Annotated in this window: 11 protein-coding genes; 7 read left to right on the top strand and 4 right to left on the bottom strand. The window is 74.5% G+C overall.

The features are described from left to right. Positions 1 to 175: 175 nt before the first annotated feature. Together dtd and sigB are read left to right on the top strand one after the other, a co-directional pair. On the top strand, positions 176 to 607 hold the full coding sequence (gene dtd, locus O2W15_RS22850) for a D-aminoacyl-tRNA deacylase (protein ID WP_269181127.1): 432 nt from the start codon (positions 176 to 178) through the stop codon (positions 605 to 607). Between the two features lie 263 nt (positions 608 to 870). Next, positions 871 to 1854 (top strand): RNA polymerase sigma factor SigB, encoded by a 984-nt coding sequence (gene sigB / locus O2W15_RS22845; RefSeq protein ID WP_206330605.1) that lies wholly within the window; start codon positions 871 to 873, stop codon positions 1852 to 1854. Between the two features lie 103 nt (positions 1855 to 1957). On the opposite strand, the gene O2W15_RS22840 is transcribed toward sigB, so the two are convergent. Then, positions 1958 to 4633: a bifunctional acetate--CoA ligase family protein/GNAT family N-acetyltransferase gene (locus tag O2W15_RS22840; RefSeq protein WP_269181126.1), complete on the bottom strand. Its 2676-nt coding sequence runs from the start codon at positions 4631 to 4633 to the stop codon at positions 1958 to 1960. A 94-nt stretch (positions 4634 to 4727) separates the two neighbouring features. Continuing rightward, complete coding sequence (locus O2W15_RS22835) at positions 4728 to 5912, bottom strand: acetoin utilization protein AcuC (RefSeq protein ID WP_269181125.1); 1185 nt, start codon at positions 5910 to 5912, stop codon at positions 4728 to 4730. Positions 5913 to 6107: 195 nt separating this feature from the next. Here O2W15_RS22835 and O2W15_RS22830 point away from each other — a divergent pair, with 195 nt between their 5' ends. Beyond that, positions 6108 to 6827, top strand: coding sequence for a metal-dependent transcriptional regulator (locus tag O2W15_RS22830; protein WP_269163859.1), 720 nt, complete (start codon positions 6108 to 6110; stop codon positions 6825 to 6827). 92 nt (positions 6828 to 6919) lie between these two features. Next, positions 6920 to 9016, top strand: a complete 2097-nt coding sequence (locus tag O2W15_RS22825; RefSeq protein WP_269181124.1) for a S9 family peptidase — start codon at positions 6920 to 6922, stop codon at positions 9014 to 9016. A 29-nt stretch (positions 9017 to 9045) separates the two neighbouring features. Here the strand turns inward: O2W15_RS22825 and O2W15_RS22820 are convergent, their stop codons facing one another. Continuing rightward, a complete protein-coding gene (locus tag O2W15_RS22820; protein ID WP_269181123.1) occupies positions 9046 to 10146 on the bottom strand; it encodes a DUF4192 domain-containing protein in 1101 nt (366 codons plus the stop codon). Between the two features lie 152 nt (positions 10147 to 10298). After that, positions 10299 to 10592 (bottom strand): Dabb family protein, encoded by a 294-nt coding sequence (locus O2W15_RS22815; RefSeq protein ID WP_269163856.1) that lies wholly within the window; start codon positions 10590 to 10592, stop codon positions 10299 to 10301. A gap of 64 nt (positions 10593 to 10656) precedes the next feature. Between O2W15_RS22815 and O2W15_RS22810 the strand changes: the two genes are divergently transcribed. Genes O2W15_RS22810 through O2W15_RS22800 form a run of 3 tightly spaced genes read left to right on the top strand, consistent with a single transcriptional unit; the run spans position 10657 to position 13752 of the window. After that, positions 10657 to 11931 (top strand): glycosyltransferase family 4 protein, encoded by a 1275-nt coding sequence (locus O2W15_RS22810; RefSeq protein WP_269181122.1) that lies wholly within the window; start codon positions 10657 to 10659, stop codon positions 11929 to 11931. Continuing rightward, positions 11925 to 12698, top strand: coding sequence for a class I SAM-dependent methyltransferase (locus tag O2W15_RS22805; protein ID WP_269181121.1), 774 nt, complete (start codon positions 11925 to 11927; stop codon positions 12696 to 12698). The genes O2W15_RS22810 and O2W15_RS22805 overlap by 7 nt, the downstream gene beginning before the upstream one ends. Next, positions 12691 to 13752 (top strand): prenyltransferase, encoded by a 1062-nt coding sequence (locus tag O2W15_RS22800; protein ID WP_269181120.1) that lies wholly within the window; start codon positions 12691 to 12693, stop codon positions 13750 to 13752. Before O2W15_RS22805 ends, O2W15_RS22800 begins: the two co-directional genes overlap by 8 nt. Positions 13753 to 13788: the final 36 nt, after the last annotated feature.

Below are 13788 nucleotides of genomic sequence, written 5' to 3'. Positions count from 1 at the left end.
GGAGGTCCTTCCGGTCGGTCGGCACGCGCGTGCCGTCTGGGTGGTCATGGTGACTGGTGCGGCCGGACGGCGCACCACGCGACGTCCCGCGCCGAGAGCAGTGTGGAGCACCCGCTCTGCCCAGCCGGCGCACCCTGGCCGCGACCGGCGAGGACCGTCGGTCGAGGATCATGCCGTGCGTGCGGTGGTGAGCCGGGTCAGCCAGGCATCGGTGACGGTGGACGACGAGGTGGTCGGCAGGATCGGCCCGGGCCTGCTGGCCCTGTTGGGGGTCGGCCGGGAGGACGACGCCGACCGGTCACGCGCCATGGCCCGGAAGCTGCACGAACTCCGGGTGTTCCCCACCGACGACGGTGCCCGCTCGGTCAGCGACCTCGGGCTGCCGGTGCTGGTGGTCAGCCAGTTCACCCTCTACGCCGACACCCGCAAGGGTCGCCGCCCGTCCTGGGCGGACGCCGCCCCGGGCGAGCTGGCCGAGCCACTGGTCGAGGAGGTGGTGGCCGACCTCCGCAGGCGCGGCACGGAGGTCGCCACCGGGCGGTTCGGGGCGCGGATGGCGGTCGCCTCGGTGAACGAGGGCCCGATGACCTTGCAGTTGGAGGTCTAGCCCCGGCGTCCCCGGGTACCACATCGTCGTCCCCCGCGTGCTCGCCACTCGCCCGCGGAGCGCCACACCTGGACGTTCCCTGTGAGTTGAGCCGCTCCGGAACACCGACCCACCCGGGTCCGTTGCACACGATGTACCACACGGACAGAAACGGCTGGAGAGCCACCCGGTGACGCCGGGCCGACGCTCTGACCTCCACCGGGGTGCACCGCACATCGACGACGCGGCGCATCCAGACCCCGAAGCAAGGACGAAGACTCATCGTGACCGTGCTGCAGTCCTCCCCCACCGACACCCTCGAGGTGCGCTCGCCGCGCCGTGCCCCGGACACCAGTGGCCTGGTGTCGACGGACCTGGTGCGCGTCTACCTCAACACCATCGGCAAGACCGCGCTGCTGACCGCCGAGCAGGAGGTCGAGCTGGCCAAGCGGATCGAGGCCGGCCTCTACGCCGACCGCCTGCTGGGCGAGCGGCAGCTGACCCCCGCCGTCAAGCGGGACTACAAGCTGCTGGCCGCTGACGGCAAGGCGGCCAAGGCCCACCTGCTGGAGGCCAACCTGCGCCTGGTCGTCTCGGTGGCCAAGCGCTACACCGGCCACGGCATGACGTTCCTGGACCTGATCCAGGAGGGGAACGTCGGGCTGATCCGGGCCGTCGAGAAGTTCGACTACACCAAGGGCTTCAAGTTCTCTACCTACGCGACGTGGTGGATCCGTCAGGCCATCACCCGCGCCATGGCCGACTCCGGCCGGACGATCCGGCTGCCCGTCCACCTGGCCGAGCAGGTCAACAAGGTGGTGCGCACCCGCCGCCGGATCCACCAGGAGCTGGAGCGCGAGCCCACCGCCGAGGAGCTGGGTCTCGAGCTCGACCTGACGCCCGAGCGGATCACCGAGCTGCTGGAGTACTCCCGCGACCTGGTCTCCCTCGACCAGACCGTCGGTGCCGACGAGGAGTCCCGGCTCGGTGACTTCATCGAGGACGCCGACGCCGCGGTCGCCGAGGACGCCGTCGCCTTCCAGATGATGAAGGGCGACGTGCGCAACGTCCTGAAGACCCTGGAGGACCGCGAGCGGGACGTCGTCATCATGCGGTTCGGCCTGGACGGCGAGCAGCCGCGGACGCTCGAGCAGATCGGCAAGCGCTTCGGGCTCTCCCGCGAGCGGGTGCGCCAGATCGAGCGCGAGACGATGACCAAGCTGCGGGCCCCGCAGCGTGCCGACGCCCTCCGGGACTACCTGGGCTGAGCGGTGCGCACCGTCGTCGCCCCGCGATGACACCGATGCGGAGAGCCGGGTCGCCTCACGGCGGCCCGGCTCTCTGCGTCTCGACGGTCGGGTGGCCGGAGGGTCACGGGGTGGCCGGGCGGAACATCCGGCGGGGGCCGGTGTCCACCCGTGCCGTCGGCTGGCCGATCCGGACGGTCGCACCGGCGACCACGAGCGACCGGCCACCGTGCCAGGCGTCCGCGGGGCCGACGATCACCGGCTCCAGGGTCAGCGACAGCACCTCGGGCAGGTCGTCACCGAGCCGGGCGACCCGCAGCAACAGCTCCTCCAGCGCCGCGGTGTCGACCGGCGCGCTCCCCCGGTAGCCGTTCAGCAGCGGCCAGGCCCGCGGCTCGCGGACGAGTTCGGCGGCGTCCAGGTCGGTCAGCGGCAGGGTGCGGTAGGCCCGGTCGCCGAGCAGGTCGGTGGCGACCCCGCCCACCCCGAAGCTCACCAGCGCACCGAAGGACGGGTCGTCGACGATGTCGACCACGGTCGCCACGCCCGGAGCCGACTGCTCCTGGACGATGACCGGGTCACCGGCCGGGATGGCGGCGAACGCGCTGCGCACGTCCTCGGCATCGGCCAGGTCGAACCGCATCCCGCCGAGGTCGCGGCGGTCCCGCAGCCACGGCGCCGTCGACTTCAGCACCACCGGGTAGCCGATCTCCTCGGCGGCCGCGACGGCCGCCTCGACGTCCTCGACCCGGCGGGTGCCCAGCATCGGCACCCCGTAGGCACCCAGCAGCGCCATCGTCTCCTCGTCGGAGAGGGCACGGCCCTCCGGTGCCGCGCCGAGCGCGGACTCGACCACCTCCCGGGCGGCCGCCTCGTCGATGCCGCCGAGCTCGGGGACGACGCCGAGGGGCCGCCGGCGCCAGCGGGCGTACTCGCTGATCTTCGCCAGCGCCATGACGGCCCGCTCGGGGGTGGAGAACGACGGCACCGAGCCACGGCCCGGCATGCCGTGCTCGTCCCGGACGACCAGCTCGGCGGGGATGCCCTCGGTGGACAGGAAGTTGGCCACCAGCGGCTTCTCCGCCGTGCGGGAGACCTCGCGGAGCACTCGGCCGAAGGGCTGCTCACCCTGCAGCAGCGGCGGCAGGAAGACCGCGACCACCGCATCGACGCCCTCGTCGTCCAGCGCGGCCTGCAGCGCGGCCCGGAAGTCCTCCGGCGCGGCCTGGGTGCCGATGTCGACGGGCCGCTCGTGGGCCAGCTCCAGCCCCTGCTCCAGGACGGCGTCGGCGACGAGCACCCCCATGGCGGTGGAGTTGCCGACGATGGCGACCCGGTCGCCGGCCGGCAGCGGCTGGTGGGCCAGCAGCGTGCCCACGTCGAAGAGCTGGGCGAGCGTCTCGACCCGGATGACGCCGGCGGAGGCGAACAGCGCGGCCACCGACTGCTCGGGGACGGCGACGCTGGTGCCGGCCAGCCCGGCGGTCATGCCCACGTGCCGGCCGCTCTTGACCGCCACCACCGGCTTGGTGCGGCCGACCCCGCGCGCGAGCCGGGCGAACTTGCGCGGGTTGCCGAAGCTCTCCAGGTGCAGCAGCACGACCTCGGTGCCGGGGTCGCTCGCCCAGTACTGGAGCATGTCGTTGCCGCTGACGTCGGCCCGGTTGCCCGCGGAGACGAAGCTGGACAGCCCGATCCCCCGGGCCCGGGCGCGCTCCAGCAGCGCGACGCCCAGCGCACCGGACTGGGCGAAGAAGCCCACCCGCCCGCGGCCGGGCACGTCGGGGGCCAGGCTGGCGTTGAGCCGCACGTCCGGGTCGGTGTTCACGATCCCGAGGCAGTTGGGGCCGACCACCCGCATCCCGGACGCGCGCGCCGAGGCGACCAGGGCGCGCTCGGCGGCCCTGCCCTCGGGCCCGGTCTCCCCGAAGCCACCGGAGATGACCACCAGCCCGTGCACGTTCTTGCGCCGGCAGGCCTCGACCACCGCGGCCACCTCGTCGGCGGGCACGGCCAGGACGGCGAGGTCGACGTCGTCCGGGATGGCCTCGATGGACGCGTGCGCCGGCACCCCGCGGACGTGCCGCACCGCCGGGTTCACCGGGTAGATCGGCCCGGCGAACCCGTACTCGAGCAGGTTGTGCAGCACCGCGTGGCCGACCTTGGCCGGGTCGTTGCTGGCGCCCACCACGGCCACCGAGCCGGGGTTGAGCAGCCGGCCGATGGAGCGGGACTCGCTGCGCTGCTCGCGTTCGTGCGCCACCGCGAGGGACTGCTCGGTGGGCGCAATCGGGAAGGTCAGGTGGACCACGCCGTCCTCGTAGGACCGCTTGGCCGAGTACCCGGCGTCGAGGAAGACCCGCACCATCTGGCTGTTCTGGCTGAGCACCTCGGCGACGAACCGCTTGATCCCCCGCTCCCGGGCGGCCGCCGCCAGGTGTTCCAGCAGCACCGACCCCAGCCCCCGCCGCTGGTGGGCGTCCTCGATCAGGAAGGCGACCTCGGCGTCGTCGGTGCCCGGGTAGCGGTCGTACCGGCCGACGCCGACCAGCCGGTCGCCCAGCAGCACCACGAAGGCCACCCGGGCGTCGTGGTCGACGTGCGTGAAGCGGTGCAGGTCCTTGTCCGACAGCCGCCGCATCGGCCCGAAGAACCGGTAGTAGCGGGTCTGGTCGGAGCTGCGGTCCATCAGCCCGACGATCCCGTCGGCGTCCTCGGGCGTGATCGGACGCAGGTGCACGGTGCCGCCGTCGGCGGCGACCACGTCGGCCTCCCAGTGCGGGGGCGCAGTGCGGTTCACAGGCGTCTCCTCGCTCACGGTCACCCCCTCGGTCGGCCCCTCAGCAGGGTCCCGCGGCGAGCCTGCGAGTCGTGGGGGGCTGAGGGGTCCTTCGTCAATCACGGGGGTCGTCCGGGTCGAGTCCGAAGTAGGGGAAGGAGGCGGTGCGGGTGCGCAGGACGGCACGGTCGACCCGGTTCTCGGTGAACGGGTCCCAGCGGTGGAAGCCGACGTAGCCGCCCTCGGTCATCGAGCCCGGCGGCGGGGTGCGCAGACCCCGGCGCCGGACGTCGTCCTGCCAGCTCTGCGGGATCTCGGTGTCCGGCGCCAACCGGTCACCGCCGGCCTCGGCGAGGAGGTGGGTCCAGGCCCGCGGCACGCAGCGGACCAGGCCGTAGCCGCCGCCGCCCAGGGCGATCCACCGGCCGTCGCACACCTCGTGCGCCAGGTCGTGCACGGCGCGGTAGGAGGCCCGCTGCCCGTCGACGGTCAGCCCGAGGTCGGCCAGCGGGTCCTCGTGGTGGGCGTCGCAGCCGCACTGGGTGATGAGGATCTGCGGGTCGAACGCGCGCACCACGCTGGGCACCACGGCGGTGAACGCCCGCAGCCAGCCGGAGTCGTCGGTGCCGTTGGGCAGCGCCAGGTTGACCGCGCTGCCCAGCGCCTTCCCCGGGCCGCCGGTCTCCTCGGGGAAGCCGGTGCCGGGGAAGATGGTGAGCGGGGTCTGGTGGATGCTGACGGTGAGCACCCGGGGGTCGTCGTAGAACGCGGCCTGGACGCCGTCGCCGTGGTGCACGTCGAGGTCGACGTAGGCGATCCGCTCCCAGCCCTGACCCAGCAGCCAGGCGATGGCCACCGCGGCGTCGTTGAAGACGCAGAAGCCCGAGGCCTGGTCGCGCATGGCGTGGTGGAGCCCCCCGGCGATGTTGACCGCGTGCTGGGCGCGACCGCTGGAGACCAGCTCGGCGGCGAGCACGCTGCCCCCGGTGATCAGGGCCGCCGCCTCGTACATGCCCGGGAACACCGGGTTGTCCGGAGTGCCCAGGCCGTGGCCGACGCCGTACGGGTCGTCCGGGGCGCGGCGGACGGCCTCCAGGTAGGCCGGGTCGTGGGCGAGCGTGAGCAGCTCCGGGCCGGCCGGCTCGGGCTTGACCACCTCGATCCGCGAGGAGTCCAGGACGCCGAGCGAGTCGGCCAGCCGCATGGTCAGGTCCAGCCGCACCGGGTGCATGGGGTGGTCACCGCCCATGGTGTAGCCGAGCAGGGCGTCGTCCCAGATCACGGTCACGGCGTCGCTCACGGGCGCTCCCCTCGCCGGGGCCGGCCGGGGCGCGGCGCTGCGGTGCTCCTCGTCGAGCGGGCGAGCTCCATCACCTGCCCGACGCTACCGCTGCGGCCCGGGCAGCGCGCCCGCCCGACCCGAACGCATGAGATCCGCCCGTCCAGTGCCCCGACCCTCGTAGGATCGGGGCGAACCTGACGGAGGAGTGTGGACGTGAACGACCTCATCGACACCACGGAGATGTACCTCCGGACCATCTTCGAGCTCGAGGAAGAGGGGATCGTCCCGCTGCGGGCCCGGATCGCCGAGCGCCTGCACCAGAGCGGCCCGACCGTGAGCCAGACGGTGGCCCGGATGGAGCGGGACGGCCTGCTCTCGGTCCAGGGCGACCGGCACCTCCAGCTCTCCGACGAGGGCCGCGAGCTCGCCACGGCCGTGATGCGCAAGCACCGGCTGGCCGAGTGCCTGCTGGTCGACGTCATCGGGCTCGACTACGCCGACGTGCACGAAGAGGCCTGCCGCTGGGAGCACGTGATGAGCGAGGCGGTGGAGCGCAAGCTGCTCAGCCTGCTCGGCAACCCGACGGTCTCGCCGTTCGGCAACCCGATCCCCGGCCTGGACGCCCTGGGCGGCGACACCTCGGCGGTGCTCGACGCGCTGACCCTGCTGTCGGCGACCGCGACCCCCGAGGGCCGGCAGGTCGTCGTCCGGCGGATCAGCGAGCAGCTGCAGGAGGACGCCCCGCTGCTGCGCTCGCTGGCCGACCACGGCGTGCGGCCGGGCTCGACGGTCACCGCCACGCTCACCGACGGTGGGGTGCTGGTCGACGGCGTCGCCCTGCAGCCCGGGGTCGCCCAGCACGTCTTCGTCAGCGCGGTCGACGAGGAGCTGTCCCCGGTCGAGGCGGCAGAGGCGACCGCCGGGGTCGGCTGACCGCAGGGGAGGTCGTTCGCTGGGCTCACGACTCGCGCCCTTCTCACTAGGCTCCGGTGCGACCTGTCCGGACGCGCAGAGAGAAGGCCCCGGTGAGCGACACCGCAGCTCCCCTCGAGCAGAGCGACGACACCCCGCCCAGCCCGTTCCACCGGACCGCGGACTTCGTCGCCCTCCCCCGGCTCGGCGGCCTGGCCCTCTCCCCCGACGGCAGCCGGCTGGTCACCTCGGTGGCCACGCTGGACGCCGAGGGCAAGAAGTGGCAGTCCGCGCTCTGGGAGGTCGACCCGGCCGGGCAGCGGGACGCCCGGCGGCTGACCCGCGGGGCGAGCGGTGAGTCCTCGCCGGTGTTCACCCCCGCCGGCGACCTGCTGTTCACCTCGACCCGGCCCGATCCCACCGCGGCCAAGGACGGCGGCGACCCGAAACCAGCCCTGTGGGCGCTGCCGGCCGACGGCGGTGAGGCTCGGCTGGTGCTGCAGCGGAGCGCCGGCGTGACCGGTGTCGCGGTCGCCGCCGACACCGGTGACGTGGTCGTCGTCGCCAGCACGATGCCCGGCGCCCCGGACGCCGAGGCCGACGAGGAGCTCCGCACCCGGCGCAAGGACGCAGGCGTCAGCGCACTGCTGCACGAGAGCTACCCGGTGCGCTACTGGGACCACGACCTGGGCCCTGCGGTGCCGCACGTGTACTGGATCGGCCAGCTCCCGGCGGAGACCGTCCCGGGCACGTCGGCGGCCGCGCCGCAGTGGCGGGACCTGACCCCCGAGGCGGGCCCGCCGCTGGGCTCGGGCACCGACCTGGCCGTCTCGCCCGACGGCCGGTGGGTGGCGCGCAGCGAGGAGCTGCCCGACGGCCCGGCCGGGCGACGGTCCCGGCTGGTGCTCATCGAGGTGGCGACCGGGGAGACCCGGGTCCTCGTCGACGACCCGCTGGCCGACATCTCCGCCGCCCGCTTCTCCCCCGACTCCCGGCGGGTGGTGTGCGACCGGGAGTCCGCCTCCACCTACGCCGAGCCGCCGGACCACACGCTGCTGCTGGTCGACGTCGCCACCGCCGCGACCCGGGAGCTGACCCCCGGGTTCGACCGCTGGCCCAGCGCGCCGCAGTTCTCCGCCGACGGCACGGCCGTGTACTTCCTGGCCGACGACGACGGCCGGCACGCCGTCTTCCGGGTGGCGGCCGACGGCGACGCACTGGAGGACGGTGCCCCGGTGCGGCTGACCGACCAGGGCGCCTACAGCGACCTGCAGGTCGCCCGGGACGGCAGTGCGCTCTACGCCCTGCGTTCCGGCTACGACACCCCGCCGGTGCCGGTGCGGCTGGACCCGCACGCCCCGGGGCAGGACCCGGCCGCGCTGCCGAACCCGGGCACGATCAGCAGCTTCCCCGGGACGCTGCGCGAGCTGGACGCCACCGCGGCCGACGGCACCCGGGTCCAGTCGTGGCTGGTGCTCCCCGAGGGCGCCGACGCGACGAACCCGGCGCCGCTGGTGCTGTGGGTGCACGGCGGCCCGCTGATGAGCTGGAACTCCTGGTCCTGGCGCTGGACGCCGTGGGTGCTCGCCGCCCGGGGGTACGCCGTGCTGCTGCCCAACCCGGCGCTGTCGCAGGGGTTCGGCCAGGACTTCGTCCGGCGCGGCTGGGGTGAGTGGGGCGACGCGCCGTACACCGACCTGATGGCGGCGGTGGACGCCGCGGAGGCGCTCCCGGAGATCGACCAGACCCGGACGGCGGCCATGGGCGGCTCGTTCGGCGGCTACATGGCCAACTGGATCGCCACCCAGACCGACCGCTTCCGGGCGATCGTCACCCACGCCAGCCTGTGGCACCTGGACGGGTTCGTCGGGGCGACCGACGCTGCGTACTACTGGGAGAAGGAGTTCGGCGACCCGCTGACCGAGCCGAAGCGGTACGAGCAGAACTCCCCGCACCGCTACGCCGACGCGATCCGGACGCCGATGCTGGTCATCCACGGTGACAAGGACTACCGCGTGCCGATCGGCGAGGGTCTGCGGCTCTGGTACGACCTGCAGAAGCGGGGAGTGCCGTCGAAGTTCCTGTACTTCCCGGACGAGAACCACTGGGTGCTCACGCCGGGGAACGCGGCGGTCTGGTACGAGACCGTGCTGGCCTTCCTCGCCGAGCACGTGCTCGGCGAGGAGTGGCGGCGTCCGGAGCTGCTCTGAGGGCAGCGCGTCCGAGGCCAGCGCGCCGCTCACCACCGGGTGTCGAGCGGCGCGCTGGCCTGCCGGATGAGCCGGCGCATCTCGGCCGGTGCGAGGCAGGCGTCCAGCGCTGAACGCAGCAACCCGGCGAAGGTGTAGCTGGGTTCGCTCCGCAGGGCTCGCTCCAGCGCGACGTTGGCCAGCGCTCCGCCACCCCGCACCCATGCGCTGACCGCCAGCAGGGTCGCCGGCGCCGCGTCCAGCGGCGCCGGCGACCGCCGGGTCAGCTCGGTCCACAACGCCTCGGCGGCTGCCGCGGACTCCCCCAGCGCGAGGGTGAGAGCCCGGTCCCGCAGGTCGTGGTCGCGCAGACCCCAGGCCAGCCGGGCCACCTCGTGGTCCGACAGCCGCGCGCCCGCACCCCCCTCCTCGCCGGGGCCGGCTGCCTCGACCGCCGCCAGCACGGCCGCCCAGCCCTCCTCGACGAGGACGTCCCAGCCCAGCTCGGCAGTCCGCCGCGCCAGCGCGTCGCCCACCTCGTCGCAGGCCCGGGCCATCGCCTCCGCCGCCAGGAAGCCGACCGGCGCGATCCGCCGGACCAGCGCTGCCCGTTCTTCCTCCACCACCTGCCCGTCGACCACGCTGGCCACGGCGAGCTCGCTGGTGCCGGTGGGCAGCGGGGTGCCTGCCTCCGGCGCGCAGCACGCCGCCGGGCAGTCGTAGGACCACCAGCGCTCCCGCCGGACCAGGAGAGCCTGACGGAGCGGGACGTCCACGGCGTCCAGCGCCAGCACGACCTCGTGGACGAGGTCCCGGTGCGCGAGGTCCTCGGCTGGGGCCTGAGGGAGGGCGTCAGGCCGGCCGAGCGGGGTCGCCGGCTCGTCGGCGGCCTCGGAGACGACCACGAGCAGCGCCGCCGTCGGCCCGTCGGTGAGCAGCGAGCGCACCAGGCCTGAGACGACCTGGTTGCGGTGCTCGGGCGGCGGCAGGTCGACCCGGGCGGTGAGCCCCACCCGCTGGTCCGGCGACCCGCGCAGGCTCATCAGCACCAGTGACTCGCGCGGCCGGAAGCCGAGCAAGTGCGGGAGCGCCGCGACCACCTCCCCGGGGTCGGAGAGACGGATGGTCAGGGGCTCCTGCGGATCGGCCATGAGCTCGACCCTGGTGCGCTCGGTGCCGATCCGGGCCCGCCGGAGCGAGGTTGTGGACGGCGGCGCGGACTGTGGACGGCGGCCGGCAGCACGGCCACCGCGCGGCGCACCCTCCCGGCGTGCACCTCACCCCAGCGGCCGGGCTGCCGGCCTCAGACCTCGTACTGGACCGCCGACCGGCTGGCCAGGTGCGGCTTCACGTGCTCGGCGATCACCGCCAGGTGCCGGGGGTCGGCGGCATAGGCGCGGAACGCCTCGACGTCGGGGAAGTCGGCCACCAGTGCGGTGTGCGCGTTCCCGTCCACGAGCCCGGCGTCGGGACCGACCGCGAAGGAGGTCATCCCACCGACCTCCTCGGGCAACCGGCCGAGCGCGGCGACCGTGGCCTCGCGCGTCTGCGGGGAGGTGTCCTCGGTCCAGGTGAACAGCACGACGTGGCGCAGCATGAGCGCACCCTGCCAGGCCGGTCCGGGCACCGGCCAACCGGAGCGCCCTCGTTACAGTCCGGTCATGGGACGGTCGTTGCGGGTCGCACTGCTGTCCTACCGCAGCAAGCCGCACAGCGGCGGGCAGGGCGTGTACGTCCAGGCGCTGTCGCGGGAGCTGCGCGAGCTCGGGCACCGGGTCGAGGTGCTCAGCGGCCAGCCCTACCCGGAGCTGGCCGACGGTGTGCCGCTCACCCGGGTGCCCAGCCTGGACCTCTACCGCGAGCCCGACCCGTTCCGGACCCCGCGGCCCAGCGAGTTCACCAGCCCGGTCGACGTGGCCGAGTGGCTGGCGATGTGCACGGCCGGCTTCCCCGAGCCGCTGACCTTCAGCCTGCGAGCCGCCCGGCTCCTGGGCCGCCGCACCGCGGACTTCGACCTGGTGCACGACAACCAGTCGCTGGGCTACGGGTTGCTGCAGCTGCGTCGCCGAGGGCTGCCCACCGTCGCCACGGTGCACCACCCGGTCGCCATCGACCGCGACCTCGACCTCGCCGCGGCGCCCGGCCTGCGCCGGCGGCTGACGCTGCACCGCTGGTACGGCTTCACCACCATGCAGGGCCGGGTGGCCCAGCGGCTCGACGGCCTCACCACCGTCTCGGAGAGCTCCCGCCGGGACATCACCCGGCACATGGGCGTCCCGGCCGCCGACGTCGAGGTCATCCCGGTGGGCATCGACCCGGACGTGTTCCGACCCCCGGCCGAGCCCGCCGTCCGGGAGGCCGCCCGGATCGTGGTGACCACCAGCGCCGACGTCCCGCTCAAGGGCCTGGTCCACCTGCTGGAGGCACTGGCCAAGCTGCGCACCGAGCAGGACGTGCGGCTCACCGTGGTCGGCACGGCCCGGCCCGGCGGGCCCGCGGCCGCCGCGCTGGACCGGTTGTGCCTGACCGATGCGGTCCACTTCACCGGGTCCATCCCGACCGAGGAGCTGGTACGGCTGTTGCAGACCGCCACCGTGGTGGCCATCCCGTCGCTGTACGAGGGGTTCTCGCTCCCGGCGGTCGAGGCGATGGCCTGCGGCACGCCGCTGGTGACGACCGACGCAGGCGCCCTCCCGGAGGTCGTCGGGTCGCACGCCGGGGTGCAGGTGCCGGCGGGTGACGTCGGCCGGCTCGCCGAGGCGTTGCGGCTGGTCCTGGACCACCCGTCGCTGCGCGACCAGCTGGGCCGCGCGGGGCGGTCCCGGGTGTTGGGCTCCTACACCTGGCGGCGTACGGCCGAGCGCACGGCCGAGTGGTACGGCGAGGTGCTCGACCGCCGAGCGCTCGCGACCACCCGGGGAGGCCGTCCGTGCTGACCGTCGACTACGACCTGCTCGACGTCCGGCCGGGCATGCGGGTGCTGGACCTGGGGTGCGGCGAGGGCCGGCACGCGTTCGAGGCCTACCGGCGCGGGGCGAGCGTCCTCGCGGTCGACTGGGGGCAGCAGGAGGTGGTCACCACCGCCGAGTGGCTGGGTGCGATCGCCGCCGCCGGCGAGGCCCCAGCGGGCGCGTCCGCCGGGGTGGCACGCGGCGACCTGCGCTGCCTGCCGGTCCCCGATGCCAGCGTCGACCGGGTCATCGCCTCGGAGGTGCTCGAGCACATCGTCGACGACCGCACGGCCCTGGCCGAGATCGCCCGGGTGCTCAAGCCCGGTGGTCGGGTCGCGGTGAGCGTGCCCCGGTACGGCCCCGAGCGGATCTGCTGGGCCCTGTCGGACGGCTATCACGCCAACGAGGGCGGGCACATCCGCATCTACCGGGGCGACCAGCTGTGGGAACGGCTCGCCGGCGCCGGGCTGCGGCCGACCGACACCCACCACGCCCACGCCCTGCACGCCCCGTACTGGTGGCTCAAGTGCGCGGTCGGGGTCGACCGGGACACCGCGCTCGTCCGCGGCTACCACCGGCTGCTGGTCTGGGACCTGGTGCGCCGCCCCTGGCTGACCCGGACCGCCGAACGGCTGCTGGACCCGCTGCTCGGCAAGAGCCTCGTCCTCTACGCCGACAAGCCGGCAGCCTCGGCAGCGGGGACGGCCGCGGGAGAGGCCGCCACCACCGGCGGGGCCCTCGCGAGTGCCTGAGGGCACACCGGCGCTGCCCGAGGTCCCCGGCGTGCTCACCGCCGACCAGGTGCGCCGGACCGTGGCGGCGATCGCCGCCGAGCAGTCCGCCGACGGCGCCCTGCCGTGGTTCCGCGGTGGGCAGCTGGACGCCTGGGACTCCGTCGAGGCGGCGATGGCGCTCGACGTCGGCGGGGAGCACGACCGTGCCGTCGCCGCCTACGACTGGCTGGCCGGGCGGCAGCGCGCCGACGGCTCCTGGGCCGCCGAGTACCGGGACGGCGCCGTCGTCGCCCCGGCGGTGGAGAGCAACCACGCGGGCTACCTCGCCGTCGGGGTCTGGCACTCCTGGCTGTGCACAGGTGACGCCGGGACGGTCGACCGGTTGTGGCCCACGGTGCGCCGGGCACTGGACCTGGTGACGACGATGCAACTGGCCACCGGGGCGATCAGCTGGGCGCTGCGCCCGGACGGGACGCCGGACGACACGGCCCTGCTCACCGGGAACGCGAGCCTGTTCCAGGCGCTGCGCGCCGGGATCGCCCTGGCCGAACTGGTCGGTGCGGCCCGGCCGGACTGGGAGCTGGCCGCCGCGGACCTCGGCCGGGCACTGCGACACCAGCCCGCTGCGTTCGCCGACCGGTCCCGGTACTCGATGGACTGGTACTACCCGGTGCTCGCCGGTGCGCTCACCGGTCCCGCGGCCGAGGCGCGACTGTCCGCCGGCTGGGACACCTTCGTCGTCCCCGGGCTCGGCGTGCGGTGCGTCGCCGACCGGCCGTGGGTGACCGGTGCGGAGACCTGCGAGCTGGCGCTGGCGCTCGCCGCCGCCGGCCGGCCGGCCGACGCGACGGAGCAGCTGGCCGCCATGCAGCACCTGCGGGCCGAGGACGGCTCGTACTGGACCGGCCTGGTCTACGCCGACGACGCCCGCTGGCCGGTCGAGCGCACCACCTGGACGGCGGCCGCCGTGGTGCTGGCCGCGGACGCCATCGCCGGCACCGGGCCGGGTGCCGCACTGTTCGCCGACCCGGCTGCGCTGGACCGCGCTGTGGTGACGGAGGCCCTCGGGTGACGGAGGCCCTCGGGTGACGGAGGCCCTGGGTTGACG

Origin of the sequence: Modestobacter sp. VKM Ac-2979 (assembly GCF_026967995.1) — a bacterium.
Classification (GTDB): Bacteria; Actinomycetota; Actinomycetes; order Mycobacteriales; family Geodermatophilaceae; genus Modestobacter.
This window is presented reverse-complemented; position numbering and strand designations above follow the sequence as displayed.

Excerpts from the sequence above, each read along its gene's own strand:
- O2W15_RS22815 (WP_269163856.1), bottom strand. The coding sequence starts at position 10,592 with ATGCTGCGCCACGTCGTGCTGTTCACCTGGACCGAGGACACCTCCCCG.
- O2W15_RS22810 (WP_269181122.1), top strand. The coding sequence starts at position 10,657 with ATGGGACGGTCGTTGCGGGTCGCACTGCTGTCCTACCGCAGCAAGCCG.
- O2W15_RS22820 (WP_269181123.1), bottom strand. The coding sequence starts at position 10,146 with ATGGCCGATCCGCAGGAGCCCCTGACCATCCGTCTCTCCGACCCCGGG.